General features: G+C 71.0%; 22 protein-coding genes and 1 pseudogene. 9 read left to right on the top strand and 14 right to left on the bottom strand.

All coding sequences use genetic code 11. From position 1 onward, the window contains the following. Positions 1-45: 45 nt before the first annotated feature. Positions 46-810, top strand: a complete 765-nt coding sequence (locus tag ACFSCU_RS02615) for an alanyl-tRNA editing protein (RefSeq protein ID WP_333705148.1) — start codon at positions 46-48, stop codon at positions 808-810. 49 nt (positions 811-859) lie between these two features. On the opposite strand, the gene ACFSCU_RS02610 is transcribed toward ACFSCU_RS02615, so the two are convergent. Continuing rightward, positions 860-1,474 (bottom strand): hypothetical protein, encoded by a 615-nt coding sequence (locus ACFSCU_RS02610; RefSeq protein WP_377559812.1) that lies wholly within the window; start codon positions 1,472-1,474, stop codon positions 860-862. Positions 1,475-1,573: 99 nt separating this feature from the next. Here ACFSCU_RS02610 and ACFSCU_RS02605 point away from each other — a divergent pair, with 99 nt between their 5' ends. The 4 genes from ACFSCU_RS02605 (at position 1,574) to ACFSCU_RS02590 (ending at position 6,171) form a co-directional block, all read left to right on the top strand. Then, the gene (locus tag ACFSCU_RS02605) at positions 1,574-2,056 is read left to right on the top strand and encodes a DUF411 domain-containing protein (RefSeq protein WP_180550023.1); all 483 of its coding nucleotides are present in this window, start codon (positions 1,574-1,576) and stop codon (positions 2,054-2,056) included. A 131-nt stretch (positions 2,057-2,187) separates the two neighbouring features. Next, the gene (locus ACFSCU_RS02600; RefSeq protein ID WP_377559811.1) at positions 2,188-3,000 is read left to right on the top strand and encodes a universal stress protein; all 813 of its coding nucleotides are present in this window, start codon (positions 2,188-2,190) and stop codon (positions 2,998-3,000) included. Between the two features lie 107 nt (positions 3,001-3,107). Then, a complete protein-coding gene (locus ACFSCU_RS02595; protein WP_377559810.1) occupies positions 3,108-3,401 on the top strand; it encodes a hypothetical protein in 294 nt (97 codons plus the stop codon). Between the two features lie 430 nt (positions 3,402-3,831). Beyond that, positions 3,832-6,171: a cytochrome P450/oxidoreductase gene (locus ACFSCU_RS02590; protein WP_180550020.1), complete on the top strand. Its 2,340-nt coding sequence runs from the start codon at positions 3,832-3,834 to the stop codon at positions 6,169-6,171. Positions 6,172-6,520: 349 nt separating this feature from the next. Here the strand turns inward: ACFSCU_RS02590 and ACFSCU_RS02585 are convergent, their stop codons facing one another. Beyond that, positions 6,521-7,342 carry an IclR family transcriptional regulator gene (locus tag ACFSCU_RS02585; RefSeq protein WP_377559808.1) on the bottom strand — a complete coding sequence of 274 codons (822 nt, stop codon included), beginning with the start codon at positions 7,340-7,342 and terminating at the stop codon, positions 6,521-6,523. Positions 7,343-7,430: 88 nt separating this feature from the next. Here ACFSCU_RS02585 and ACFSCU_RS02580 point away from each other — a divergent pair, with 88 nt between their 5' ends. Beyond that, positions 7,431-8,402, top strand: a complete 972-nt coding sequence (locus ACFSCU_RS02580; RefSeq protein ID WP_180550018.1) for a Bug family tripartite tricarboxylate transporter substrate binding protein — start codon at positions 7,431-7,433, stop codon at positions 8,400-8,402. Between the two features lie 61 nt (positions 8,403-8,463). On the opposite strand, the gene ACFSCU_RS02575 is transcribed toward ACFSCU_RS02580, so the two are convergent. After that, positions 8,464-9,714, bottom strand: coding sequence for a class I SAM-dependent methyltransferase (locus ACFSCU_RS02575; RefSeq protein WP_377559806.1), 1,251 nt, complete (start codon positions 9,712-9,714; stop codon positions 8,464-8,466). Positions 9,715-9,929: 215 nt separating this feature from the next. Between ACFSCU_RS02575 and ACFSCU_RS02570 the strand changes: the two genes are divergently transcribed. After that, positions 9,930-12,191, top strand: coding sequence for a protein-disulfide reductase DsbD family protein (locus ACFSCU_RS02570; protein WP_180550017.1), 2,262 nt, complete (start codon positions 9,930-9,932; stop codon positions 12,189-12,191). A 9-nt stretch (positions 12,192-12,200) separates the two neighbouring features. On the opposite strand, the gene ACFSCU_RS18950 is transcribed toward ACFSCU_RS02570, so the two are convergent. The 3 genes and pseudogenes from ACFSCU_RS18950 to coxB all read right to left on the bottom strand — a co-directional run bounded on the left by ACFSCU_RS18950 (position 12,201) and on the right by coxB (position 16,010). Continuing rightward, entirely contained in the window at positions 12,201-13,499 is a 1,299-nt protein-coding gene (locus ACFSCU_RS18950) for an outer membrane protein assembly factor BamB family protein (RefSeq protein WP_465264376.1), read from the bottom strand. A 235-nt stretch (positions 13,500-13,734) separates the two neighbouring features. Next, a pseudogene (gene ctaD, locus ACFSCU_RS02560) lies at positions 13,735-15,351 on the bottom strand (cytochrome c oxidase subunit I); the annotation flags it as partial. Continuing rightward, positions 15,348-16,010, bottom strand: coding sequence for a cytochrome c oxidase subunit II (gene coxB / locus ACFSCU_RS02555; RefSeq protein ID WP_180550016.1), 663 nt, complete (start codon positions 16,008-16,010; stop codon positions 15,348-15,350). The gene coxB and the pseudogene ctaD, both read right to left, overlap by 4 nt. A gap of 33 nt (positions 16,011-16,043) precedes the next feature. Between coxB and ACFSCU_RS02550 the strand changes: the two genes are divergently transcribed. Next, entirely contained in the window at positions 16,044-16,613 is a 570-nt protein-coding gene (locus ACFSCU_RS02550; protein ID WP_180550015.1) for a DUF2231 domain-containing protein, read from the top strand. Here ACFSCU_RS02550 and ACFSCU_RS02545 read toward each other — a convergent pair. The 3 genes from ACFSCU_RS02545 to ACFSCU_RS02535 all read right to left on the bottom strand — a co-directional run bounded on the left by ACFSCU_RS02545 (position 16,543) and on the right by ACFSCU_RS02535 (position 18,803). Then, positions 16,543-17,067 carry a CopD family protein gene (locus tag ACFSCU_RS02545; protein ID WP_180550014.1) on the bottom strand — a complete coding sequence of 175 codons (525 nt, stop codon included), beginning with the start codon at positions 17,065-17,067 and terminating at the stop codon, positions 16,543-16,545. The genes ACFSCU_RS02550 and ACFSCU_RS02545 overlap by 71 nt on opposite strands. Next, entirely contained in the window at positions 17,064-17,801 is a 738-nt protein-coding gene (locus ACFSCU_RS02540; RefSeq protein ID WP_377559804.1) for a cytochrome c oxidase assembly protein, read from the bottom strand. Before ACFSCU_RS02540 ends, ACFSCU_RS02545 begins: the two co-directional genes overlap by 4 nt. A 147-nt stretch (positions 17,802-17,948) precedes the next feature. Beyond that, the gene (locus ACFSCU_RS02535; RefSeq protein ID WP_180550012.1) at positions 17,949-18,803 is read right to left on the bottom strand and encodes a 3-hydroxybutyryl-CoA dehydrogenase; all 855 of its coding nucleotides are present in this window, start codon (positions 18,801-18,803) and stop codon (positions 17,949-17,951) included. Positions 18,804-18,940: 137 nt separating this feature from the next. Here ACFSCU_RS02535 and ACFSCU_RS02530 point away from each other — a divergent pair, with 137 nt between their 5' ends. Continuing rightward, a complete protein-coding gene (locus ACFSCU_RS02530; RefSeq protein ID WP_180550011.1) occupies positions 18,941-20,530 on the top strand; it encodes a GMC family oxidoreductase in 1,590 nt (529 codons plus the stop codon). Positions 20,531-20,626: 96 nt separating this feature from the next. Here ACFSCU_RS02530 and ACFSCU_RS02525 read toward each other — a convergent pair whose 3' ends face one another. The 5 genes from ACFSCU_RS02525 to ACFSCU_RS02505 are packed head-to-tail and all read right to left on the bottom strand — an operon-like array spanning position 20,627 to position 26,536. Continuing rightward, entirely contained in the window at positions 20,627-21,988 is a 1,362-nt protein-coding gene (locus ACFSCU_RS02525) for a sigma-54-dependent transcriptional regulator (protein ID WP_180550010.1), read from the bottom strand. Beyond that, entirely contained in the window at positions 21,985-23,991 is a 2,007-nt protein-coding gene (locus ACFSCU_RS02520) for a sensor histidine kinase (RefSeq protein ID WP_180550009.1), read from the bottom strand. Before ACFSCU_RS02520 ends, ACFSCU_RS02525 begins: the two co-directional genes overlap by 4 nt. Then, positions 23,988-25,073, bottom strand: coding sequence for a 4Fe-4S binding protein (locus tag ACFSCU_RS02515; protein ID WP_180550008.1), 1,086 nt, complete (start codon positions 25,071-25,073; stop codon positions 23,988-23,990). Before ACFSCU_RS02515 ends, ACFSCU_RS02520 begins: the two co-directional genes overlap by 4 nt. Before the next feature lie 19 nt (positions 25,074-25,092). Next, on the bottom strand, positions 25,093-25,794 hold the full coding sequence (locus ACFSCU_RS02510; protein WP_333705128.1) for a TorD/DmsD family molecular chaperone: 702 nt from the start codon (positions 25,792-25,794) through the stop codon (positions 25,093-25,095). 4 nt (positions 25,795-25,798) lie between these two features. Next, positions 25,799-26,536, bottom strand: coding sequence for a 4Fe-4S dicluster domain-containing protein (locus ACFSCU_RS02505; protein ID WP_333705127.1), 738 nt, complete (start codon positions 26,534-26,536; stop codon positions 25,799-25,801). Positions 26,537-26,544 lie beyond the last annotated feature (8 nt).

Raw genomic sequence — 26,544 nt, 5'->3', positions numbered from 1 at the left:
ATTCCCAGCATGCACACCAAAGCATGACGCCGCTACCATGCGGCCATGACCGAAGAACTCTTCCGCCACGACGCGACGCTGACCGAATGCCCCGCCACCGTGGTGGCCGTGGGCGAGCAGGCTGTGGTGCTCGACCGCACCGTGTTCTACCCCCTGGGCGGCGGCCAAGCCGGCGACACGGGTTGGCTGCGACTGGCCGACGGCACCGAGCTGGCGGTGGCGGACACGCGCAAGGAAACCGGCGAGGACGGCCTGCCCACGGGCCGTATCAGCCATCTGGTGGCGCCGGACCAGCGCGAGCAGCTATCGAAAATAAAGCAAGGTGATGCCGTCACCGCGCGCATCGACGCGCCGCGCCGCCAGCGCCTGATGCGCTTTCACACCGCCTCGCACCTGCTGTGCCACATCGTCGGGCAGCCGGTCAACGGCTGCTCGATCACGCCGGACTACGCGCGCATCGACTTCCACATGACCGAGCCGCTAGACAAGGCCGCGCTGACCGAGCAGCTGGCGCGGCTGGTGGCCGCCGCGCTGCCGGTGACGGTGGGCAGCGTGACCGAGGCCGAGCTGGACGCCAACCCGCAGCTGGTGAAAAGCATGAGCGTGCAGCCCCCGCGCGGCAGCGGCGTGGTGCGCACCATCCGCATCAGCGGCGCGGGCGCGGGCGATGCGCTGGTCGACCTGCAGCCCTGCGGCGGCACGCACGTGGCCAGCACGGCCGAGATCGGCCCCGTGGTGGTGACCAAGATCGAGAAGAAGAGCGCCCACAGCCGGCGCGTGGTGCTGGGGTGGGGTGACGGCGCTTCATAAGCCAAATTGGCCGCCAGCGCCCGCCAGACAAGCGCAAGAAGCTATCAAATCAGGAATTATCGGGCGGCCCCAGCGCGCGCCCCACCAGCCAGCGCGCCAGCAGCGCCAGGCCCAGCGCGGCCAGCAGCACGTAGCCGGCCAGCACCCAGCCGAAGCTGGTGAGGAAGGTGGCCTGCGGCGCGATGTCCAGCGCCATGGCCACCGTCAGCGGCGCGGCGCCGTCGAGCGGCATGCGGATCAGCATGGCGCTGCCGCGCCAGGCGTGGCCGTCCTGGCGCCAGGTGACCAGCGGCGCGGGCTGCGCGGCGGCGCTGGGGCGGGCCAGCAGCGCCTCGGGCAGGTCGGTGTCGGGGCCTTGCTGGTACAGCGGCTGGCCCAAGGGATCTTGCACGCGCACGGCCAGGTCGGCTTCGTCGCCGAAGTGCGCGCGCAGCTGCGCCGGCAGGCTGGTCAGCGCGGCGGTCTGGTCGACCCGCGCCAGCAGGGCGCGCGCCTCGGCCAGGTGCGCGTGCAGGCGCTCGCGGTCGCGCGATTCGAAATGCAGGTTCAGCGCCAGCAGGCTCACCGCCGCCAGCAGCGCCAGCGCCAGCGTGCAGGCGGCCGTCAGCCACAGCGCCAGGCGCGTGGCCGACGGCGGTGGGCGCGTGTCGTTCAGGGTCTTCAAGTCGGCAGGACAATGGTGCACATGCGCGCCAGTGTGCCCGTGTCGCCGGTGGAACCCGGCGCGGGGTGGATGATTGGCGCCTGAACCAGGAGATTCACCATGCAAAAGTCACAGCAACGTCGCCGCCACGCACTGCGGGCGCTGGCCCTGGGCGCCCTGGCCGGCGCCGCGCCGTGGGCCTGGGCGCAGAAGCGCGCCGAACCCATCGCCGTGGAGGTGTGGAAGGACGCCAGCTGCGGCTGCTGTGGCGACTGGATCGCGCACATGGAGCAGAACGGCTTCAAGGTGACCACGCACGACACCGGCAACAACGCCGTGCGCGCGCGGCTGGGGTTGCCGGCCAGGCTGGGCTCGTGCCACACCGCGCTGGTGGGCGGCTACCTGGTCGAAGGCCATGTGCACGCCGACGAAGTGCACCGCCTGCTGCGCGACAAGCCGGCGGCGCTGGGGCTGGCGGTGCCCGGCATGCCCATCGGCTCGCCCGGCATGGACGGCCCGGTGTACGGCGGCCGGCGCGACGCCTACGACACGCTGCTGGTGCTGCGCGATGGCAGCACGCGCGTGTTCAGGCGCCACGCCTGAGCCACCGCATGGCGCAGGCCAGCACGGCGCGCGGTATTTTCCTGACACACTTGGCAGGTGCCGCGCGGCGCGCTGGTGCCCGGCCAAGCCTGGCCGTTCCTACCGTCCAACCCTGAAGGAGCTCTTCTCGCATGTACACCCGAATCCTTGTCCCGGTCGATGGCTCTTCCTTCTCGAACCAGATGCTGCCGCTGGTCGGCGCCATCGCCCAGACCACGGGGGCGCAGCTGGCGCTGTACCGCGCGGTCGAGAAAAGCGACAAGCTGGCCGACGTCGAACGTGAGCTGCAGGCCGTGGCCGGCCAGCACGGCGCGCAGGCCGTGGCTGCCGAGGTGCACGGCGACGTGGCCGACGCGATCCGCCAGGAGGCCGACCGCGTGCCCGGCACGCTGGTGGCCATCACCTCGCATGGCCGCTCGGGCGTGATGCGCGCGGTGCTGGGCAGCACGGCGCTGAACGTGCTGCGCGCCGGCGGCAAGCCGATCCTGGTGTACCGCCCCGACGAGCGCCACCCCGCGACCGGCGCGGCGGCCGCCATCCAGCACATCGTGATGCCGCTGGACGGCAGCCCGCTGTCCGAATCCATCATCCCCGAGGCCGTGCAACTGGCCAAGTGGCTGAAGGCGCGGCTGGTGGTGGTGTCGGTGATCGACCCCGAGGCCACGCGCTCGGCCGGCATCGTGGCCGGCAGCGACGTGATGGAATCCGCCTACGTGCACCGCCAGGCCAGCAACATCCAGCGCGACCACGGCATGCACGTGGGCTGGGAGGTGCTGCACGGCGATCCGCAGGAGGCCATTCCGCAGTTCGTGCGCAGCCTGCCCAACGCCATGCTGGCCATGACCACGCGCGGCCGCAGCGCGGTGCAGTCGGCGCTGCTGGGCAGCGTGACGGCCGCCGCCCTGCGCGAGGGCGGCGTGCCGGTCTACACCCGCATGCCCTGACGTGACGCGGCGCGGGCCTGGCCCCGCGCCCACGGGGCGCGCCGGCTGAAGCGCACAGGGGGCCTCGTCCCACAAGCGCCGGCCGCCGCGCGGGCCAGACTGTGCCCATGAGCCAGAGCCAACCCACCCCACCCACCGAGCCCATCGAGACCACCACGCCGCTGCAGCCCGCCACCGGCACGCGCGAGACCGTCGACCTGACCGAGGCCGCGCCGACCGACGCCCAGTTGCTGCCCACCGAACGCGAGCAAACCCCCGGCAGCCAGGCCCCCGCCGCCGGCCAGGACAAGACCCAGGAGGCGCGCACGGCCTACGACGACGCCGTCAAGGGCCGGCCCGACACCTCCAGCGCACCCCAACTGCAGCGCTCGCCGAACGCCGATCCACGGCAGTCAGATTAAGAGCCGAATCGGCCTTCAGCGCCCGTCCATAGGGTGCTTTCAGCTATCAATTCAGAAGTAAAGGGCGGCTGCACGAAGCTCATCCGCTGTGTGGGAGCGGGCTTGCCCGCGATGCAGCGCATCGTTGCGTGCAGCGCCGAATCGCGGGCAAGCCCACTCCCACACCGGTGACGGGCCGTACCCCAGCGGCAGTGCCTGATACAAATTCGTCGCTTCAAGAAATGACGAATGACGAATGACAAATGACTTCGCTGCGCTTCAATGACCAATGGCGCATTCGTCATTGGTCATGCGGCGCCAGCCGCGGTCATTTGTCATCGGTTTTGAATGCAGAACGGTATCAAGCGCTGTGCGCCAGCGCCGCCGGCTTGCGAAATTTCGCTTTGCGTAGTTAAATTACGCGTTTGATCTTTCATCAGGCTGCCGCGCCATGTCCCTCGCATCCACCACCGCCCGCTGCCCCATCGACCACGCCGCCCTGACGGGCCAGACCGGCCCCACCGGCTGCCCCATCAGCGCCGGCGCGGCCGAGTTCGACCCCTTCGCCGACGGCTACCAGCAAAGCCCGCCCGACTACGTGCGCTGGTCGCGCGAGCAGGAGCCGGTGTTCTTCTCGCCCCAACTGGGCTACTGGGTGGTCACGCGCTACGACGACATCAAGGCCGTGTTCCGCGACCACGAAACCTTCAGCGCTTCGATCGCGCTGGAGAAGATCACGCCGACGGGCGACGAGGCCAACGCCGTGCTGGCCAGCTACGACTACGCCATGAACCGCACGCTGGTGAACGAGGAAGAGCCGGCCCACATGGCGCGCCGCCGCGTGCTGATCCAGCCCTTCACGCCCGAGGCGCTGGTGGAGCACGAACCCATGGTGCGCCGCGTGGCGCGCGAGTATGTGGACCGCTTCATCAACGACGGCAAGGCGGATCTGGTCGACCAGATGCTGTGGGAGGCGCCGCTCACCATCGGCCTGCACTTCCTCGGCGTGCCCGAGGAGGACATGGCCCAGTTGCGCCAGTATTCGATCGCGCACACCGTCAACACCTGGGGCCGGCCCAAGCCGGAAGAGCAGGTGGCGGTGGCGCACGCGGTGGGCAACTTCTGGCAGCTCTCGGGCAAGATTCTGGAGAAGATGCGCCAGAACCCCGACGAGCCGGGCTGGATGCAGTACGGCATCCGCAAGCAGAAGGAGTACCCCGAGGTCGTCACCGACTCCTACCTGCACTCGATGATGATGGCCGGCATCGTGGCCTCGCACGAAACCACGTCCAACGGCATCGCCAATGCGCTCAAGCTGCTGTTGCAGCACCCGGCGGTGTGGCAGGAGCTGTGTGACGACCCGAGCCTGATCCCCAGCGCGGTGGAGGAGTGCATTCGCCACAACGGCTCGGTGGCGGCGTGGCGCCGCATCGCCATGCGCGACGCCACGGTGGGCGGCGTGCACATTCCGGCTGGCAGCAAACTGCTGATCGTGATGGCCTCGGGCAACCACGACGAACGCCACTTCGCCGATGCCGACCGGCTGGACATCCGCCGCGACAACGCCAGCGACCACCTGACCTTCGGCTACGGCTCGCACCAGTGCATGGGCAAGAACCTGGCGCGGCTGGAGCTGCAGGTGTTCCTGGAAGAGTTCACCAAGCGCCTGCCGCACATGCGCCTGGCCGAGCAGCGCTTCGACTACGTGCCCAACACGTCGTTTCGCGGCCCCAAGCACCTGTGGGTGGAATGGGACCCGGCGCACAACCCCGAGCGCGCCAACCCCGCCATCCTGCAGCAGCAACTGCCGGTGCGCCTGGGCGAGCCGTCGAAGCAGACGGTGACGCGGCCCATGGTGGTGGAGCGCGTGACGCGCATCACCGACGACACGGTGCTGCTGCGCCTGGTGGCGGCCAACGGCCAGCCGCTGCCGAAGTGGCAGCCCGGCGCGCACATCGACATCGAATGCGGCGACACGGAGCTGTCGCGCCAGTACTCGCTGTGCAGCGATCCGGCCGACCTGAGCGCCTACGAGATCGCCGTGCTGCGCGACCCCGAAAGCCGCGGCGGCTCGACCTGGGTGCACGACCAGTTGAAGGCCGGCGACACCGTGCGCATCCGCGGCCCGCGCAACCATTTCCGCTTCGACGAGACGGCGAAGCGTGCCATCTTCATCGCCGGCGGCATCGGCATCACGCCCATCGCCGCCATGGCGCGCCGCGCGCGGCTGCTGGGCATGGACTACGAGATCCACTACAGCGGCCGCGGCCGCGCGTTGATGCCATTGCTGGAGGCGCTGGTCGCCGAGCACGGCGAGCGCCTGCACGTCTACGCCAAGGACGAAGGCCAGCGTGCCGACCTCACGGCGCTGCTGGCAACACCGCACGACGGCGTGCGCATCTACGCCTGTGGCCCCGAGCGCATGCTGAGCGCGCTCGAAGCCTGCACCGCGCACTGGCCCGACGACGCACTGCGCATCGAGCACTTCCAGACCGAGCCGCCCACGCTCGATCCGAGCAAGGAGCATGCCTTCGAGATCGAGCTGAAGGACTCCGGCATCACCCTGCAGGTGCGCGCCGACCAGACCATCCTGTCGGCGCTGAAGGGCGCCAACATCGACGTGCAGAGCGACTGCTGCGAAGGCCTGTGCGGCTCGTGCGAGACGCGCGTGCTGAGCGGCGCCGTGGACCACCGCGACGTGGTGCTGACGCGCGGCGAGCGCGACGCGCAGGACCGCATGATGGTGTGCTGCTCGCGCGCGGCGGGCGACAAGCTGGTGCTGGAGCTGTAGGCGTTGCAGGCGGTGGGGTGGGGTGCTGCGCGGCCTATACTCCCCCTATAGGTCGTCTGCAGCGCCCGTCTGACGGGTGCTGCAGGCATATACTCCCATGTTTTTCGGGTTACGCCGTTGGTGGGAGCGGCTTGCCCGCGATGCAGCGCCTTATCTCACCATCACGCCCCATCGCGGGCCAGCCCGCTCCCACAGCGCTGTCGACCTGAAAGCGCCTCCTACGAAATCGCTTTCAAGAATGACGAATGACCAATGACTTCGCTGCGCTTCAATGACCAATGGCGCATTCGTCATTGGTCATGCGGCGCCAGCCGCGGTCATTTGTCATTGTTTCGAATGCAAAACGGTATCAGCCCCGCTCCCCGTCAAACCCCAGCGCCGCGCTGATCGCATCCGCCTCCTGCCGCACGCGCGTGGCGATGCGGCCTTCCGGCGCGGCGTCGAAGCCGCCTGCGGCGCCCAGCGCCGTCAGCACCGCCGCCACCTGCCCGGTGTGCAGCCGGATCGGTGCCGCCACGGCGCTGATGCCGGGCGACAGCAGGCCCTCGACCGACGACAGGCCCTGCGCGCGCACCCGCGCCCGCAGGCCCGCGACCGGGTCCTTGCCCTTGAGCTGCGCGCGCTGCACCGGCGTGGCGCCGTCCCAGTCGCGCCGCGCCTGCGTGTCGATCTGCGCGCCCTCCGACCACGCCAGAAACGCCTGCCCCGTGGCCGACCACAGCAGCGGCAGCACCGAGCCGGCGCGCACGTTCACCACCACCGGCAGGGCCGGCTCCTCGATGCGCAGGATGGTCGGGCCCTGGTTGCCCATCACGGCGATGAAGCAGGTCACGCCCAGCTCGTCGCGCAGGCGCGCCAGCGCCGGCTCGCCGGCACGCACCGGGTCGCACTGGCGCAGCGCGGCCAGGCCGATGTGGATGGCCTCCTGGCCCAGAAAGTAGCGCTGCGTGGCCGCGTCCTGCGCCACCAGGCCTTCCTCCACCAGGCTGGCCATGTAGCGGTGCACCTTGGCCGTGCTTTCATCCACCGCCTGCGCCACGGCCGTCAGGCTGGCCGCGCCGCCCAGCCGGGCCAGCGCCTTCAGGATGCTCATGCCCATCTCGGCAGACTGCACGCGGCGGCGGCGCGGTTCGGCGGGGGGCGGGGCGGGGCGTTTTCGGGCGGTCGTCATGGGGTGGAGCGTATCGGTAGAAATCCGGAGAAGCGATTGCGCAATGGGAAGTAGTATTACGCGTTTTGATCCGCATCAACCTTTCACCATGAAGTCTTTGCTCTCCGCCGCCCTCGTCGCGCTGCCCCTGGCACTGGGTGCCACCACCGCTGCCGCGCAGACCTATCCGTCCAAGCCCATCCGCTGGCTGGTGCCGTATCCGGCCGGCGGCGGCTCCGACTTCCTGGCCCGCACCATCGGCCAGCAGCTGTCCACCCACATCGGCCAGCCCGTCACCATCGAGAACAAGCCGGGCGGCAACACGGCCATCGCCGCGTCCGACGTGGCGCGCGCGGCGCCCGACGGCTACACCGTGCTGTCGGCCGACAACGGCACCATGGTGTTCAACTCGGCGCTGTACAGCAAGCTCACCTACAACCCCGACAAGGACCTGACCCCCGTCACGCTGATGGGCCGCTTTCCGATGATCCTGGTGGTCGGCCCCAACTCGGACGCCAGGGACGCCAAGGACTTCATCGCCAAGGCCAAGGCGGCGCCCGGCAAGCTCAGCTACGGCTCGGCCGGCGCCGGCAGCCCGCACCACCTGGCCATGGAACTGCTCAAGACGCAGGCCGGGCTGCACATGGTGCACATCCCCTACCGCGGCGCCGCGCCGGCGCTGGGCGATCTGGCGGGCGGGCAGATCCCGGCCATGATGGTCGACCTGGCTGCCGGTGCGGGCTTCATCAAGTCCGGCAAGGTGCGCGCGCTGGCCGTGGCCAACGACAAGCGCCTGCCGCAGCTGCCCGACGTGCCGACGTTTGCCGAGCTGGGCTTCAAGGGCGTTGAGGCCGCCGCGCTGGTCGGCCTGGTGGCGCCCGCGGGCGTGCCGGCCGACGTGGTGAGTGCGCTGCAGAAGCAGGTCAAGGCGGCCATCGACCAGCCGGCCGTGAAGCAGAAGCTGATCGAGTTCGGCGTCGAGCCCGTGGGCAGCACGCCGGCCGAATATGGCGCGCTGCTGAAGTCCGAAGTCACGCGCTGGCACAAGCTGATCAAGGACCTGAAGATCACGCTGGATTGAGTCGATCGATGCGCTCGGCGACAAGGCGGCCCGCGGGCCGCCTTGTCGTTGGTGGGGGCGGTCAGCGCGCGCCGCCGTACACCCAGCGCCGCGACCAGGGCAGCGTGGCCGCCGGCTGACCGGCGCGCCGGCACAGCACCTGGAACAGCGACAGCTCGTCGTGTTCGAAAGCCCACTGGCAGCCCACCAGGTACATGCGCCAGATGCGCCAGGTCTTCTCGGGCACCAGGGCTTTCAGGCGCTCGGTTTTCGCTTCGAAGGCCTCGCTCCAGCACTGCAGGGTGCGCGCGTAGTGGCGGCGCAGGCTTTCGGCGTCGAACGGCTCCAGCCCGCCTTCCTGCAGCGCCGTCATCACGGTGCCGATGTGCGGCAGCTCGCCCTGCGGGAACACGTAGCGGCCGATGAACTGGCCACCGCCGTAGCGGGTCTCGCCGTTGTGCGCGTCGCTGGAGGTGATGCCGTGGTTCAGCGCCCAGCCGTCGGGTGCCAGCAGGTTGCGGACGATGCGGAAGTAGCTGGCCAGGTTCTTCAGCCCCACGTGCTCGAACATGCCGACGCTGCTGATGCGGTCGAACGGGCCGCGCACGTCGCGGTAGTCCTGCAGGCGGATGTCGATGCGGTCGCCCAGTCCGGCGGCGCGCACGCGCTCGGTGGCCAGCTCGAACTGGTTCTGCGACAGCGTGATGCCGACGCAGCGCGCGCCGAACGCTTGAGCCGCCCGCAGCACCAGCGCACCCCAGCCGCAGCCGATGTCCAGCAGCGTCTGGCCCGGCTGCAGGCGCAGCTTGGTCAGGATGTGGTCGATCTTCTGCTGCTGCGCGGCGGCCAGCGTCTCGTCGCCCCGCTCGAAGTAGGCGCAGGAATACACCATCGCCGGGTCCAGCCACTCGGCGTAGAAGGCGTTGGAGACGTCGTAGTGGTACTGGATGGCGGCGCGGTCTTCGGCGCGCGTGTGGCTCACGGCGTCGGCCACGCGGTGGGCAATGCGCTGCACCCAGCCGGGCTGGCCGTCGGCACTGCTGCCAGCCACGGCCAAGCGGTGCGCCATGTCCATGATGTCGTGCGCGGTGCCGCTCACGTCGATGTGGCCTTCGACGTAGGCGCGGCCCAGGTGGTCGAGCGAGGGGGTGAGCAGCGCCGCCGCGCCGGCCGCGTCGCGCACGTCCACGACGACACGCGGCTGCTCGAAATCGCCCAGGCGCAAGCCGCTGCCGCCGCTCCAGCGCACCAGCAGCGGCAGGTTCAGGCGCTGGCGCAGGCGCTCGGCCCAGGGGGACAGGGCGGCGTCCAGGGGTGTGGTGGACAATCGCATCGCTGGCGTCTCCTTCCAGGCGGTGCGGCAGCACCGCCTGCGGGCTGCCGTGATGGTCGAACCAGAACTTCGGTGAAACCGCAAAAATACCACATCGGCGGCGTTCGCGCTGCCCCGGGCCTGTAGGACATCGCCCGCTCCGGTTGTCGGACGGCGGAACTTCCGGCCCCGTGGCGGCTCCCAACCTGTTGCCTGTGTTTGCCCTGATGAATTCGATGCGCGCTCTGGTCTCCCGCTTCTATGCTTCCTTATTGATAGCTGTTGGCGCCCTGTGGGCGCCGGCTCAGGCCCAGAATCTTCCCAAATCCGAGGTGCGCACCGACCAGGTGGTGGCCACGCTGCTGGCCCATGCGCCGCAGGGCGTGCCCATCGGCCAGACGCCCGAGGCGGCCGCCGGCCAGCCGGTGTGGGTGGGCCTGCAGCTGACGCACGCCAAGGACTGGCACACCTACTGGAAGAACGCCGGCGATTCCGGCATGCCGACCGAGCTGCACTGGACGCTGCCGCCCGGCGTGATGGCGGGCGATGTGGCCTGGCCGCTGCCGGCCAAGTTCCCCATCGGCCACCTGGCCAACTACGGCTACGACGGCACGGTGCTGCTGCCGGTGCCGCTGATCATCACGCCCGAATACAAGCCCTCGCCGCTGGCCGACGCGCTGGAAGTCAAGCTGAAGGCCAGCTGGCTGGTGTGCCGGCAGGAGTGCATTCCGCAGGACGGCGAATTCGCGCTGCAGCTGCCGCTGCGCAGTTCCACCGCGCTGCACGGCGCGGCATTCGACGCGGCGCTGAAGGCCCAGCCGACCAGCGTGACCGGTGAGCACCAGATCGAGCTGACCGACGGCGGCCAGCGCCTGGCGGTGCGCGTGGCCGGCCTGCCCGCCAGCGTGCAGGGGCAGACGCTGGAGTTCTTCCCGGAGACGCCCAACATCGTGGTCACGGCCGCCACGCCCGCCAGGCCGGGCGAGCCGGTCGGCCCCAGGACGTGGAGCCAGCACTGGGACGGCGCGGTGTGGACGGCCGACATTCCGGTATCGCCCGACCGCGCCGATGCGCCCGAGACCATGCCGCTGGTGCTGGTGACGGCCGACCAGGCGCAGGGCTGGCGCGCCGACGCGCCGGTCAAGGGCGCCTGGCCCGCCGTGGCGCCGGTGGCGGTGGTGTCGCCCGCGCTGGAGGCCGCGCTGGCGGCCAATGCCAATGCCAATGCCAATGCCAGCGCCGCGGGCACAGCCGCGGTGCCTGCGTCTGCTGCCAACACGTCGGTGCCCACGGTCACCTTCCTGCTCGCGCTCCTGGGCGCCGTCATCGGCGGCATGGTGCTGAACCTGATGCCCTGCGTGTTCCCGGTGCTGGCGATCAAGGTGCTTGGCTTCACCCGCCATGCCGACGACCGGCGTGCCCACCGCATCAGCGGGCTGGCCTACACGGCGGGCGTGGTGCTGTCGTTCCTGGCGCTGGGGGCGCTGATGCTGGCGCTGCGCGCGGCCGGGCAGCAGCTGGGCTGGGGCTTCCAGTTGCAGTCGCCGGGCGTGGTGGCGGGCCTCACCGTGCTGTTCACCGTGATCGGGCTGAACCTGGCGGGCGTGTTCGAGTTCGGCCACTTCCTGCCCAGCAGCGTGGCCTCGCTGCAGGCGCGGCACCCGGTGGCCGATTCGCTGCTTTCCGGCGTGCTGGCGGTGGCCGTGGCCTCGCCCTGTACGGCGCCGTTCATGGGCGCCTCGCTGGGGCTGGCGGTGGCGCTGCCGGCGTGGCAGGCGCTGGCGGTGTTCGCCGCGCTCGGTTTCGGCATGGCCTTGCCTTACCTGGCGGCCAGCTGGTGGCCGGCGGTGGCGCGCCTGCTGCCGCGGCCCGGCGCGTGGATGGACACGTTCAAGAAGTTCATGGCCTTCCCGATGTTCGGCACCGCGGTGTGGCTGCTGTGGGTGCTGGGCCAGCAGACCGGCATCGACGGCGCGGGCGCGCTGCTGGCGCTGCTGGTGACGCTGGCGCTGGTGCTGTGGGCGTTCGGCCTGCAGGGCCGCACGCGCCTGCTGATTGCTTCGCTTTCGGTAGCGTTCGGCGCTTTCCTGCTGGCCACCATCGGCCCGAACGTCATCCACACGGCGCTGCCCGCAGCGCAGGCCGCAGCGGCGGCGGGCGAGCGCTGGCAACCCTGGTCGCGCGAGCGCGTGCAGGCCGTGCTGGGCACCGGCCAGCCGGTGTTCGTCGACTTCACCGCCGCCTGGTGCGTGACCTGCCAGTACAACAAGAAGACCACGCTGGCCAACGACGAGGTGCTGAACGCGTTCGACGCTGCCAAGGTGCAGACCTTCCGCGCCGACTGGACGCGGCGCGACGCCACCATCACCGCCGAACTGAACAAGCTCGGCCGCAGCGGCGTGCCGGTGTACGTGCTGCAGGCGCCCGGCAAGCCGCCCATCGTGCTGAGCGAAATCCTCAGCGTGGCCGACGTGAAGGCGGCGCTGGGCCAGCTGTAGCGGTAGGCGTCAGCGGCCGCCTTGGGGCAGGGCGAACACCACCAGGCTGTCGCCCAGCTTGGTTTCAAAGCGCGCGTGGCCGCCGGCGGCAATGGCCACGTACTGCCGCCCCTGGTGCATGTAGGTCATGGCCGATGCCTGGGCGCCGGCGGGCAGGCGCCCTTCCCACAGCAGCTCGCCGCTTCGGGTGTCGAAGGCGCGCAGGTAGTTGTCCTGCGCGGCGGCGATGAAGGTGAGGCCCGAGCGCGTCACCACCGCGCCGCCGAGGTTGGGCGTGCCGATGCTGATCTTCAGCCGCGTCGGGATGCCCAGCGGCCCGGTGTCGAAGCCGGTGCCCAGGGGGCGCGACCACAGCAGCCGGCCGCTGCGCACGTCGGTGGCCGACAGAAAGCCCCAGGGCCGGTCGATGCAGGGCACCTGCAGCGGCGACATCCAGTTGGGCCGCGCCACGCCATAGGGCGTGCCGGCCTGCGGCGCAATGCGCTGGTCGGCGCGCGCGCCGCCGTCGCCCAGCGCCCGGTCCTCCACCTGCGCGCGCGGCGTCAGCGTGATGCGGTTCGGCAGGCGGCTGTGGTTGGTGATGAGCAGCTGCGCCTGGGGATCGACCGCCAGCCCGCCCCAGTTCATGCCGCCCACGATGCCGGGAAACAGCAGGATGCCGCCCGGGTTCTCGCTCGGCGGCGTGTACATGCCCTCGTACTCCATCTGGCGGAAGGCGATGCGGCACAGCGCGGCGTCGATGGGCGTCAGGCCGAAGCTGTTGGCCTCGGTCAGCACCTCGGGCTCGGGGCCGGGCATGCCGGCGAAGTTGGGCATGCCGACCGATTGCGGCTGCGTCGGCGCGTAGCGCTCGCCCGGCAGCGTGCCGGCGGGCACCGGGCGCTCCTGCACCGGCTTGACGGCCTCGCCGGTGCGCGCGTCCAGCACGAACACCGAGCCGGTCTTGGTGCCCTGCACCACCACGCGGCGTGGCGTGCCGTCGACGTCGATGTCGGTCACCAGGGGCTGCGCGCCCAGGTCGTAGTCCCACAGGTCGTGGTGCACGGTGTTGACGTGCCAGCGCGTGTTGCCGGTGTGCATGTCGAGCGCCACCACGGCCGAGGTGAAGGCGTCCTCGGCCGCCGTGCGGTCGCCGCCGTACTGGTCGGCGGCGGCGTTGCGGCGGCGGCTGCGCGGCCTCGGTGTGCGGCAGCGCGTGCTGCCCGCGGCCGATGGGCAGCGCGCCGTGGTCGTGCGGCAGGCCGGCGTCGCGCGCGCCCCACACGAAGCCGGCCGCCGCCGCCAGGGCCAGGACACCGGCCGCCGCATACAGCTTGAACAGCAGGCACAGCACCACCGCGCACACCAGCAGCGCCTGCCACAGCGGCACCCAGGTGCTGCGCGGCAGCACGATGAACTGGTCGATGCGGCCGGACGCCATCTCCACGCCCAGCGTTTCCTGCCAGCCGTGGCGCGTGCCGCCCAGGTAGCCCTGGCCGGCCGCCAGTTGCGGCCCCAGCGTGGCGGGCTGAAGCTGGTCGGCGCGGCGGTCCACCTGCGGCAGAGAACCGAAGGTGTACAGCGGCGGCGGCGTGGGCGTGGCCCATTCCAGCGTGCCGGCGTCCCATGGGTCGCGCCGGTAGCGGCGGCCGCCGCGCAGCTGCAGGATGATGTCGATGGCGATGATGGCGAAGCCGATGGTGAGCACGAAGCCGCCCACCGACGACAGCAGGTTCAGCGCCGTCCAGCCGTCGCCGTCGCGGTAGGTGTAGATGCGCCTCGGCATGCCCAGCAGCCCGGTGAGGTGCATGAGGAAGAAGGTGGCGGTGAAACCCGTCACCAGCGTCCAGAACCCGGCCACCGCCAGCCCCTGGCCCGGCAGGCGCCCGGTGCGGTGCGGCAGCCAGTAGTAGATGCCGGCCAGCAGCGGAAAGATCAGCCCGCCCGTCAGCACGTAGTGCAGGTGTGCCACCACGAAGTAGCTGTCGTGCGCCTGCGTGTTGAAGGGCACGATGGCCAGCATCACGCCGGTGAGGCCGCCACACACGAAGACGATGAAGAAGCCGCTGACGAACAGCATCGGCAGCCGCCAGCGCGGCGTGCCGCTGGCCAGCGTGCCCAGCCAGGCGAACACCTGCACCGCCGTGGGCACCGCCACCGCCACGCTGGCCAGCGAGAAGAACGCCAGCGCCAGGTGCGGAATGCCCACCGTGAACATGTGGTGCACCCAGATGCCCATGCTGAGGAACACCATGCCGACGATGGCCACGATCACCGCCACGTAGCCCACCAGCGGCCGCCGCGCGAACACCGGGATGATGGTCGACAGGCAGCCCGCCGCCGGCAGCAGGATGATGTAGACCTCGGGGTGGCCGAACAGCCAGAACAGGTGCTGCCACAGCAGCGCGTCGCCGCCGCGCGCCGGATCGAAGAAGGGCAGGCCGGCGGCGCGCTCCAGCTCCAGCAGGATCGAGCCCAGGATCAGCGGCGGAAAGCCCACCAGCATCATCGCCGCCGCGCCCAGGATGTACCAGGCCAGGATCGGCATGCGCTCCAGCGACATGCCGGGCGCGCGCAGCTTGAGGATCGAGGTCAGCGTCTCCACCGCGAAGCTCACGGCCGAGATCTCGACGAAGGTCACGCCGAGCAGCCACACGTCGGAGTGGATGCCGGGCGAATGCGCGTTGGACGACAGCGGCGTGTACATGAACCAGCCGCTGTCCGGCGCGGCGGCGAACAGCATCGAGCCGACGATGATGGTGCCGCCCAGGATGTAGCACCAGAAGCCGAACGCCGTCAGGCGCGGAAACGCCATGTCGCGCGCGCCCAGCAGCTTGGGCAGCAGGTAGATGGCCAGCCCCTCCAGCACCGGAATGGAGAACAGGAACATCATCACCGTGCCGTGCATGGTGAACACCTGGTTGTAGATGTCCGGCCCCAGGAAGGCCGCGCCCGGCGTGGCCAGTTGCGCGCGGATCAGCATCGCCAGCAGCCCGCCGATGGCGAAGAACACGAACGACGCCACCAGGAAGCGGATGCCGAGCTGGTTGTGGTTGACCGAGGCCAGCGTGCGCCAGCCGCGCCCGGTGGCCCACACGCGCGACAGCGCCGCGTGGCGCCGCAGCGGGCTGACGGCGCGGGCATCGTCGTCGTAGGGCAGCGCGTCGTGGCGCGGGTTCATGGCGCGACCTCCGCCGCCAGCGCGGCCTCGAACGCGGCCGGCGCATGCACCACGGTGTCGAAGCGCATGGTGGTGTGGTCGGTGCCGCAGAACTCTGCGCACTGGCCGCTGAAGCGGCCGGCGGGCAGCCGGTCGAGGTGCATCACGTTCACGTGGCCGGGCAGCGCATCGAGCTTGCCCGCCAGCCGCGGCACCCAGAAGGAATGGATCACGTCGGCGCTCGTGATTTCCAGCCGCACCGGGCGCCCGGCCGGCAGGTGCAGCACGCGGTGCGCGCGGCCCGGCTGCAGCTGCGGGTAGGCGAATTCCCAGTGCCACTGGCGCGCCGTCACGCGCACCACCAGCGCGTCGGCGCGCGGCGTGGCGCGCTGCTCGCCCACCCACAGGCCCCAGGCCACCAGCGGCGGCAGCACCAGCGCCGGCAGCACCACCGCGCCCCAGAAGATCCAGCGCCGCCCGTGGGCACTGCGCGGGCGCTCGCTGGGCCGCGCCGCCCACACGAACAGGGCCAGCACCAGCGCGAACAGCACGCCGCTGCCGGCCAGCATGGCCCACCACAGGCCCGACACCGCCTGCGCCGGCGCGGCGGCGGGCGCCAGCGCCGACAGGTGGCCCTGGCATCCGACCAGACCTCCCAGCACGGCGCCAGGCGCTACCATGGTCCACCGCCTCCGACCACCGCACGCTACGCCATGGCCCGCCTCGAAACCTCGTCCGAATCCGCCGCCAGCCGCCACCCGCGCATCATCCGGGACGTGCTGGCGCTGGACACCAGCTCCACCGTCGCCATCATCGGCCACCCGCTGCACACCATGCTGGTGCACTTTCCGATCGCGCTGGTGTTCGCCACGCTCGGCTGCGACCTGCTGTACTGGTACACGGGCGACGGCTTCTGGCAGCGCGCCGGCGTGTGGGCGGCGGGCGCCACCTTCTGGTCGGGCCTGCTGGCCGCCGCCATCGGCACCATCGAACTGCTGGGCGCGGCGGGCATCCGTGGCCGCGTGGCCAGCTGGTCGCACGCCGTGGCGGCCATGACCATGCTGGCCGTCACCGCCGCCAACTGGCGGCTGCGCGTGCTGGTGCCCGACGACGTGCTGCCTCATGCGCTGGCCCTGTCGCTGCTGGGCGCCGTGTTCGCCGGGTTCGCGGGCTTCCATGGCGGCAAGCTGGTGTTCGAGCACGGCATCGGCACTAACCTCTCACCCGAGCCAGAAGCGGGTCCAGCCAGCGACCCAGCAGCTCACCCAACGCACCTGGGCTGAACCAGTCGCCGCCCCAGCCGGACAGCGACCAGCCCGGCTTGGCCAGCACCAGCAGCAGGATCAGCAGCACCACCGCCGCGTTGGCCAGCCCGGCCGCCCCCAGGCGCCACGCCGCCACCCGCTCGCCTGGGTGGAACAGCCGCAGCACCAGCGTGCTCTGCGCTACGTGCAGCGCGGCCATCAGGCCCACCGCCGCCAGCTTGGCGCTGAACCAGGGCGCCTGCGTGGGTCGCAGAAAGATCAGCGCCGTGCCCGTGCCCACCGCCACGAACGCGCCCGGCGACATGAACCACAGCACCAGCCGCCGCGTCAGCGCGTGCAGGCCCTGCACCGCGTCGTGCGAGGCCAGCCGCGCGCGCCGCGCCAGCAGCAGCGGCAGCACCAGCAGGCCGCCGGCCCACAACGCGATGGCGCCCACGTGCACGAACTTCAGCAGCGCCATCCACCACGTCACGCGGCGGCCTCCGCGCGGCGCAGGCCCTGCGCCAGCCGCCACAGCGCCGCCGCCATGAAGGGCACGATGGCCGGCACCCACATCAGCAGCCCGCCCAGCTGCTGGTCGGCCAGCGGCGCCGCGCCCCAGGCCAGCGTGCCGGCCACGTGCACCGGGTACAGCAGCTGGCCGGCGAACACGATCAGCGCGCCCAGCAGGCCCATGTGCGCCACGGTGGCGAACAGCGCCAGCACCGCGCCGCCCCAGGGCTGGTCGGACCGCAGCACGGCGCGCCAGAACCACCAGGCCGTGCGCAGCAGCGACGCCTGCATCAGCCAGTAGCCGGCCACCGAGGTCAGGCCCCAGGCATAGGCCTGCGGCGCGTGCCACAGCCACAGCACCAGCCCGAACACCAGCGCCGCCCCGGCCGGCGAACGGGCGCGCCGCTGGCCCGCGCGCGCCGGCCCGGCCGCCAGCGCCAGCAGGGGCGCCACCGCGCCCACCAGCAGCAGGTGGTGCAGCACGCGCACCGAAAACAGCGTGGCGCTGAGCGCGCACAGCGGCGACAGATACAGCAGCAGCGCCAGCGCCCAGGCGGCCCACGCCGGGCGGCTGCGCGGTGCGTGGCGCGCCGTCAGCGCGGCCCAGGCCAGCAGGGCGGCCCAGATCGGCGCGGCGTCGTTCCACACCAGCCACCAGCGCGCCGGATCGGCGATCTCGCCGCAGTAAACGATGGGGGGCAGGCTCAGGGGCATCGGCCCATCCTAACAAGCACCGGCGACACGGTGCAGGACGCGCGTCATGGCGGCGCGCCGACGGCCCACGCAAAAGCCGCCCGGAGGCGGCTCTTGTTTGCTTCCAAATCAGTAGCTGCCAGCGCTTGGCTGGTGGGCGCTAGAGGCTTATTTGGCGTAGCTGTACACGCCCATGCCCGTCTTGCGGCCCAGGCGGCCGGCGGCCACGTATTCGCGCAGCAGCTGGCAGGGGCGGTACTTGCTGTCGCCGAACTGCTCCAGGTACACCTCCATCACCGCCAGGCACACGTCCAGGCCCACCATGTCGGCCAGCGCCAGCGGGCCGATGGGGTGGTTGCAGCCCAGCTTCATGCCGGCGTCGATGTCTTCCGGCGTGGCCAGGCCCTCGGCCAGCACGAAGAAGGCCTCGTTGATCATCGGCACCAGGATGCGGTTGACCACGAAGCCGGGCGCGTTCTTCACCGTGATGGGCGACTTGCCCAGTGCCTCGGCCAGCGCCTTCACCGCGTCGTGCGTGGCGTCGGAAGTCTGCAGGCCGCGGATGATCTCCACCAGCGCCATCATCGGCACCGGGTTGAAGAAGTGCATGCCGACGAACTTGTCCGGGCGCTTGGTGACGGCGGCCAGCTGCGTGATCGAGATCGACGAGGTGTTGGTTGCGATGATCACCTCGGGGTCCAGCAGCTCATCCAGTTGCTTGAGGATCTTGTTCTTCAGCTCGTGGTTCTCGGTGGCGGCCTCGATCACCAGCTGGGCTTTCTTCAGGTCGTCGTAGCTGGTCGAGCCCTTGATGCGACCCAGCGCGGCATCGCGGTCGGCCTCGGTGATCTTTTCCTTCTGCAGCAGGCGGTCCAGGCTCTTGCCGACGGTGGCGATGCCTTTGTCGACCGCGGCCTGGGCGATGTCGACCATGACGACGTCGATGCCCTTGACGGCGCAGGCCTGCGCGATGCCATTGCCCATGGTGCCGGCGCCGACGATGCCAACGGTGGTGATGCTCATGTGTTTTCTCCTGTGGATGGGGGTAGACGAAGGCGGTCCAGCCGGGCTCGGCCGCGCACAACCAACCATGTTAGCCGCTGCCTGTGTCAAGCCCTTGTCACGGATCACAATGGCGGCACAAAACGAGGAGCGAGTGCATGGATGTCGTGATCGTGGGCGCCGGCTCGGCCGGCTGCGTGCTGGCCGCACGGCTGAGCGAAGACCCCGCCGTGCAGGTGACGCTGCTGGAGGCCGGCCCGCCCGACACCAGCGTGCTGATTCACTGCCCGGCCGGGCTGGGCGTGATGGCGCGTTCGCCCACCGCGCGCCATGCCTTCAACTGGGCCTTTCAGACCGTGCCGCAGCCGGGCCTGAACGGCCGCCGTGGCTACCAGCCGCGCGGCAAGGTGCTGGGCGGCTCCAGCTCGATCAACGCCATGATCTATACGCGCGGCGTGCCCGAGGACTACGACGCCTGGGCGGCCGAGGGCAACCCCGGCTGGGGCTGGGCCGACGTGCTGCCCGTGTTCAAGGCGGCAGAGCACAACGAGCGCGGCTCCGACGCCTTTCACGGCACCGGCGGGCCGCTGAACGTGATGGACCTGTGCGACCCCAACCCGTTCTCGCACGCCTTCGTCGAGGCCGGCGTGCAGGCCGGGCACGTGCACAACCGCGACTTCAACGGCGCCACGCAGGAGGGCGTGGGCCTGTACCAGGTCACGCACAAGGGCGGCGAGCGCTTTTCGGCCGCCAAGGCGTATCTGGCGCCGAACCGCGCGCGGCCCAACCTGCACGTGGTCACCGGCGCGCACGCCACGCGCGTGCTGCTGGAGCACGGCCGCGCCGTGGGCGTGGCCTATGTGAAGGATGGGTGCGAACACACCGTGCGCGCCGAACGCGAGGTGGTGCTGAGCGCCGGCGCGCTGCAATCGCCGCAGTTGCTGATGCTCTCGGGCATCGGCCCGGCCGACCACCTGCGCGCGCACGGCATCGACGTGCGGCACGATCTGCCCGGCGTGGGCGCGCACCTGCACGACCACCCCGACGTGGTGCAGGTGTGGGATGTCGACAAGGCGTACGACCTGTTCGGCCTGTCGCTGCAGGGCAGCTGGCGCACCGCGCGCGCCATCCGTCAATGGCGCAGGGCGCGGCGCGGCATGCTCACCACCAACTTCGCCGAGGCCGGCGGCTTCATCAAGAGCGAGCCGGCCGAACCCCTGCCCGATCTGCAACTGCACTTCGTCGTCGGCAAGCTGGTGAACCACGGGCGCGCCACGGTGTGGGGCCATGGCTTTTCGTGCCACGTGTGCGTGCTGCGCCCGCGCAGCCGCGGCAGCCTGCGCCTGGCCAGCGGCGACCCGCTGGCGCCGCCGCTGATCGACCCGGCCTTTCTGCAGCACGGCGACGACACGCGCCGCCTGGTGGCCGGCTTCAGGCGCATGCGCGAGCTGCTCAGCCAGCCCGCGCTGGCGCGCCACGGCGGGGTGGAGCGCTCGGCGGCGGCCAAAAGCGATGCCGAGATCGAAGCCTTCATTCGCCAGCATGCCGACACCATCTATCACCCCGTCGGCAGCTGCCGCATGGGCCAGGGGCCGATGGACGTGGTGGACGAGCGCCTGCGCGTGCGTGGCATCGAGCGGCTGCGCGTGGTCGATGCCTCCATCATGCCCAGCGTGGTGGCGGGCAACACCAACGCGCCGACGATCATGATTGCCGAGCAGGCGGCGCGCTGGTTGCGCCAGGGATGACGAACCGTCTTCAACGGCGCCAGATCAGTTTTATTGGAGAAAAGTGGCTGAAAGCTTTGCAGGGCGGGAGCTAGCAGCTATCGTTATTGAAGTTCTCTACTTGTAGCCATGCCGATCCATCATGCGGTAGGCGGTGCGCTCCGACACGCCCATCACCTCGGCCACCTTGCGGCGGTTGCCGCCGTATTTCTTGAGAAGGCTGCCCAGGTATTCGCGCTCGATGCTCTCCAGCGTGGGCTCGCCCTGCAGCATCAACGCGTCGGTCGCGCCTTGCGTGGCCGGTGGGGCGACGGGGACGGCGGGTGCGCTGCCGCTGTCGAGCGTGCCGATGTGCGCCGGGCCGATGGCCTCGCCAGGCCCCAACAGGATCAGCGCGCGCTCGATGACGTTGCGCAGCTCGCGCACGTTGCCTGGCCAGTCGTAGGCCACGAGGCGCGCCAGGGCATCGGGCATCAGCCAGGCCGGCGAAAGCCCCTGCGCCTGACGACGGCTGGCGATGAAGTGCGCCGCCAGCAGGTCGATGTCGTCGCGCCGGTCGCGCAGTGGCGGCACCTGAATGACGAAGGCCGACAGGCGGTAGTACAGGTCCTCGCGGAACTGGCCATCGCGCGACCGCTGTTGCAGGTTGCGGTTGGTGGCGGCGACGATGCGCGCGTCGCTGCGCAGGTCGGTGGTGGCGCCCACGTGGCGAAAGCGCCCGGTCTCCAGCACGCGCAGCAGCTTGGCCTGGATGGCGGGGCCGGCTTCGCCGATCTCGTCGAGGAACAGCGTGCCGTGCGCGGCAGCCTCGATCAGCCCGGCCTTGCGGCGATCGGCGCCGGTGAAGGCGCCGCGCTCGTGACCGAACAGTTCGGACTCGAACAGCGCCTCCTGCAGCGTGCAGCAGTCGACGGCCACGAAGCTTTCGCCCCGGCGCCGGCTGGCGCTGTGCAGCGCCTGCGCCACCAACTCCTTGCCCGAGCCGCTTTCGCCCTGGATCAGCACCGTGACGTCGCTGGCGCCCACCTCGCGGATGGTCTGGCGCAGCATCTGCATGGCGGCGCTTTCACCGATCATGGCCAGGCCGGCGTCGCCGCGCGCCAGCGCGCTCTGCGCCTGCAGGCGAGAGCGTTCCAGCGCGCCGCGGATGACCAGCTCCAGCTCGTCCAGATTGACCGGCTTGACCAGGTAGTCGGCGGCGCCCAGGCGCATGGCCTCCACCGCCTGGTGCACGCTGCCGTAGGCCGTCAGCATGACCACCGGGCGCGTGCCGGCGATCTCGCTCAGCGGGCCGAAGCCGGTGGCGTCCGGCAGGTTCACGTCCAGCAGCACCAGGTTGGGTGCGAAGGCGGCGATGCGCTCGCGCGCCTCCTGCCACGAGCTGGCGCTGTCCAGCTCGTAGCCCGCCTTGCGCAGTTCCTTGACCAGCAGGCGATTGAGCGTCGGATCGTCCTCGACCACCAGCACCGACGGGTTCATGCGCGGTCCTCCCCATGGGCCGTGTCGCCGGGTTCCGGCGGCGTCTGCAGGTGCAGCGTGAAGCAGGCGCCTGCGCCTGGCTCGCTGCGCACCGTGATGCGGCCGCCGAAGCGCTCGACGGCCGCCTTGCAGATGGCCAGGCCCAGGCCGGTGCCGCGCTGGCCATCGGCGCGGCGGCTGAAGAAGGGCAGGAAGATCAGCGACTGCTCGTCCGCCGCGATGCCGCGCCCGGTGTCGCGCACGCTCAGTTCGTAGCCCATCCGGGGTGCATCGCCATCCGGGGCTGGCGTGGGACGGCCCGTGATGTCGATGCCACCGCCCCCGGCCATGGCGTGCAGCGCGTTGTGGATCAGGTTGACCAGCACCTGGCGCAATTCGGCCTCGTCGGCCAGCACGCGCGCGCCGGGTGGGTCGATGACCACCTGCACCTGCACGCCGCGGCTGCGGCACTCCTCGCCCAGCAGCGCCAGCACGTCGTCGACGGCGGTCGCCACGGCCACCGGCTGCAGCGTCTGGCCGGGCGCCTGGCTCATCTGCAGCAGGCGCTGTGTGGTGGCCACGCAGCGGTCGATCTCGCGGTCCACCAGTTGCAGGTAGTCGGTCAGTTCCTCGCGCCCCATGTCGCCGGCACGCAGGCCGCGCAGGCTGGCCTGCAGCGCCAGGCGGATGGAGGCCAGCGGGTTGTGGATCTCGTGCGCCACGCCGTTGGCCAGCAGGCCGATGGTGGACAGGCGCTGCTCCTGCGAGAAGCGCACCGCACGGTCGAGCGGGCGCATCACCTCGACCACCAGCGTCTCGCCATCGCGAGTGATGAGCGGTGCGGCCTCGATGTCGACTTCCACCGCGCTGCCATCGGCGCGGCGCACGCTCATCATGCTGCGCAGGCGCTGCGGTCGGGCACGCATCTCGGCCACGGGGCAGTGCAGCAGCGTGCTGGGGCAGGGTTCGTCCAGTCCCCGGCTGGCGCGGTGGCAGCACTGCCCGATGACGGCCTGCGGCTGCTGCCCCACAAGTGCGGTGTAGGCGCTGTTGGCCAGGCGGATGCGGAAGTCGGGGCCGATCACCAGCACGGGGTCGGGAATGGCGTCGATCAGGGTCTGCAGGAAGCGGTGCTGCTCGGCCAGGTCGCCCACCATGGTCTGCACGCGGTCGGCCATGTGGTCGAAGCCGTCAGCCACGCGGCCCAGTTCGTCGGGGCCGTGCGCGCCTTGGCCCAGGCGCGCATCCAGCGCACCCGCGGCCAGGCGGTCGGTGGTGGTGGCCAGGCGGGCCAGCGGTTCAGTGACCTGGCGGCGCAGCGTCAGCCCCATGATGGTGGCGAACAGCGCCAGCGTGGCCAGCCCCGCGCCGACCAGCATCAGGCCCGGTGCGCTCACCGGGTTGAGCGCCGGCAGCGGCTCGAAGTCCACCAGCAGCACGCCGTTCACCGGGTGCGCGCTGGCCACGCCGTGGCACTGCGCGCAGCGCGGCTGGTTGTGGATCGGGTACGCGATCTGCAACTGCTCGCCCTGCGGCAGCGGCCGCCATTGCAGGCGTGGCGGCGGGGCGGCGCAGCCGGCGTGCAGGCACAGCCCGTCGATCTGCGACCAGGCATTGGTGCCCACCGCCTGCGGTTGCGAGGCGAAGCGCACCGCGCCGTTCGGCGCCAGCAGCCGCGCCTGCGTGACGCCGGACGACTGGCCCAGGCTGGCCAGGATGCCCGCCATGCCGTCCAGGTCGCGCTTGAGCATGGCGTTCTGCAGGCTGGCCTCGAACAGGTGCGCCACGCGCTGGGCAGCGGCTTCATGCTGGCGGCGCAGGCTGTCGCGGCCGATGGCCAGCGCCAGCACCACCAGCAGTGCGGCAGACGCCAGCAGCGCCACCGCCAGCCCCAGCATGAGCCGGCGTGCCAGCGACACGCGCAGCCAGTGCGGCACGGCGGCCACGAAGCGGGGCGCTTCGGCCGGCGGCGATGACGCAGTGCGCGCAGCTTCGCCGCGCAGCGGCGTGGTGTGATCGGTCATGTGCTGGAATCGGCCTGCACGATGCGGTCGGCGTGAAACGGACGTCCCTGGCTGCAGGTCGGGCAGGTTGTGACCGAGTTTGAGGCGTCGCCGGACTCCACGAATTGACGGAAGTCAATCCGGCAGTGCGGACAGCGGCGGGTGACGACCGGCCAGTGCGCCGGAACGTCCAGGGGCGGTGCGTCGGGCTGCTGGCCGGCGGCGGGCTGCGACAGGGCGCCGTCCTCGCACACCGCGCTGCACAGGCCGCAGCCGGTGCAGCGTTGCAGGTCGAATCCGAACCCAGTCGCCGTCGAATCTGCGCCTTCAGCTTCGAAAAAGATAGCATTCACGGGGCACACGCGGGTACAGGCCAGGCACAGCGTGCAGCGCGCGCGCTCGAAGTCCACTCGCCACAGCGGTGGCGCGGGCTGGGCGGGCGACGTGGCGGGTGCGTCGGTCCACACGTCCTCGCGCGCGCTGTTCAGCGCGCCGGCCACGCGCGGCGCGGCGGGCGTGGCGGCGCGGGCAAAGAAGCGGCGGCGGCTGGCGTCGGCAGGTGCGCCAGTGTCGTGCGCGGCGGGCCAGTCCGCCGCCGGCGCCAGGCGCAGCCGCAATGCGAAGCCCTGGCTGGCGGCCAGCGCCGCCTGGCCGCGCCACTGGCGCTGCCATTCAGCCAGACCGGCACCGCGTTCGCAGCGGCTGCAGGCGCCCGGCACGAAGACATGGTCGTGCACGCCCAGCCGGCGGCTCGCCAAGTGCAGCCACGCCGGGCTCAGGGCCAGCAGGCACGCGGTGCTGGGGCGGCCGGGCAGGCCGGCGCGCTCGCAACGCCACCAGGCGGCGGGTGGCATCTGCTCGCAGCGTTGCAGCAGGGGTTGTGGCGCAGGCAGCTCCAGCGCCTCGGTTGGGCAGGCAGCCACGCACAGGCCGCAGGCATCGCAGGCCTCCGGGTCGAAGGCCAGACCGTCGTCCGACATCTGCCAGGCCGCAGTGGGGCAGGCGTCCACGCAGGCGCGGCAGGCCGCGCCGCGCACGCGCTGGTGCACGCAGCGCTCGGCATGGATGGCCAACTCGGTCCGGGCCTCCAGCGCGCCGGTCACCGGTGCATGCCCTCGCCGGTCAGCCGCCGCAGCCGCCCGGCCGCGGCCCTTCCACCACCGGTTGCGGCAGCACCGCTACCGTCGGCAGGCGCTGCTGGCAGCCTTCGCAGGCGGCCAGCGTCAGGGCGGCCAGCGCGGCATAGAACGGCGTGGCGGCGCGTTGCGCCACGCGGCGGGCGAAGTCGGGCAGCCAGGCCAGCAGGTGGGTCTTGAGAAAGCGCGCCGCCTCGCGCTCGTTGCCGCGCTCCAGCAGCAAGGCGACGAAGTCCAGTTCGTGGCTGATGTGGTCGTCGGCACGCGCTCGCCAGTCCGGCACCTGCACGCCGTGGCGGCGGTAGAAGGCGCGCACGGCGAAGGTCGGGCCCTGCAGCATCAGGTGATCGTCGTCGCGCCACACCGATTCGTGCGGCGAGGCGCGCAGTGCATGCGTTAGGTAGATGGCCGCGTAGTCGGCGGCCAGCTCGTCCACGCTGGAGGCGGGTAGCGCCATGTCGTCCTGTCTGGCGCGGCGCTGCTCGGCCAGGGCGCTCAGCGCAGCCGACATGGCTTGCGCCGCTGGCGCCTCGGCGGCCACCAGCGTCAGCGTGTCGGGGAAGCCGCTGGCGTGCAGCGCGGCCAGCACCTCGGGACTGCGTTCGCCGGCGTGCAGCCACGCCAGCGCGCGCAGGTCCTCGGCGGCCAGAACGTGCCAGTCGGATGGCGATGTCGCGGTGGTGCTCATGGCGTCAGGACGATGCCTTGCTGGCTGGCGCCGCGGGGGCCTCGGCCTGCGGCTCGACCTTGCCCTTGGGGTGGGCGATGAACACGATCGACGGGTTGGTCAGCTCCGGGTTGGCCATGTGCTGCACCTGGCGCACCGGCTGGTCGACACCCTTGACCATGGCCTTGGTGTCCCAGGTGCCGGCACGCAGCTGGTCGATGGGGCCGATGTCGAGCACGCGCATCATGCAGGCCGACACGCAGTAAGGCTTGCGGCCGGCTTCCAGCTCGTCGATGCACAGGTTGCACTTCTTGACGGTGTTGTCGGTCGGGTCATACTGCGGCGCGCCGAACGGGCAGGTGGCCTCGCAGCGGCGGCAACCGATGCACAGGCTGCTGTCGATGTCGACCACGCCGTTGTCGGCACGCTTCCAGATCGCGCCGGTGGGGCAGGCCGGCAGGCAGGCCGGTTCGGCACAGTGGTTGCACGACATGTTGACTTTGTAGGCGAACACGTCGGGGAAGCTGCCGCCCTCGATGTACATCACGCGGCGGAAGCGCGGGCCGGGCGGCAGGCCGTTCTTGTCCTTGCACGCGATCTCGCAGGCGCGGCAGCCGATGCAGTCCATGTTGTTGTGGATGAAGCCCCACTGCTGTTCGGGCTTGACCGGTTCGTAGGTTGTCGCGTCACGCCGTTCCTGCGCGTATTTCACGCGCGCCTTGGCGTCGACGCCCAGCTTGTTGATGACTTGTTTCTCGGCCATGGCATCGG

This window comes from Ottowia beijingensis (assembly GCF_042680925.1).
Taxonomy (GTDB): Bacteria; Pseudomonadota; Gammaproteobacteria; order Burkholderiales; family Burkholderiaceae_C; genus Ottowia; species Ottowia beijingensis.
Note: the sequence above shows the minus strand (reverse complement) of the source record. Positions and strands in the feature narration are given on the sequence as shown.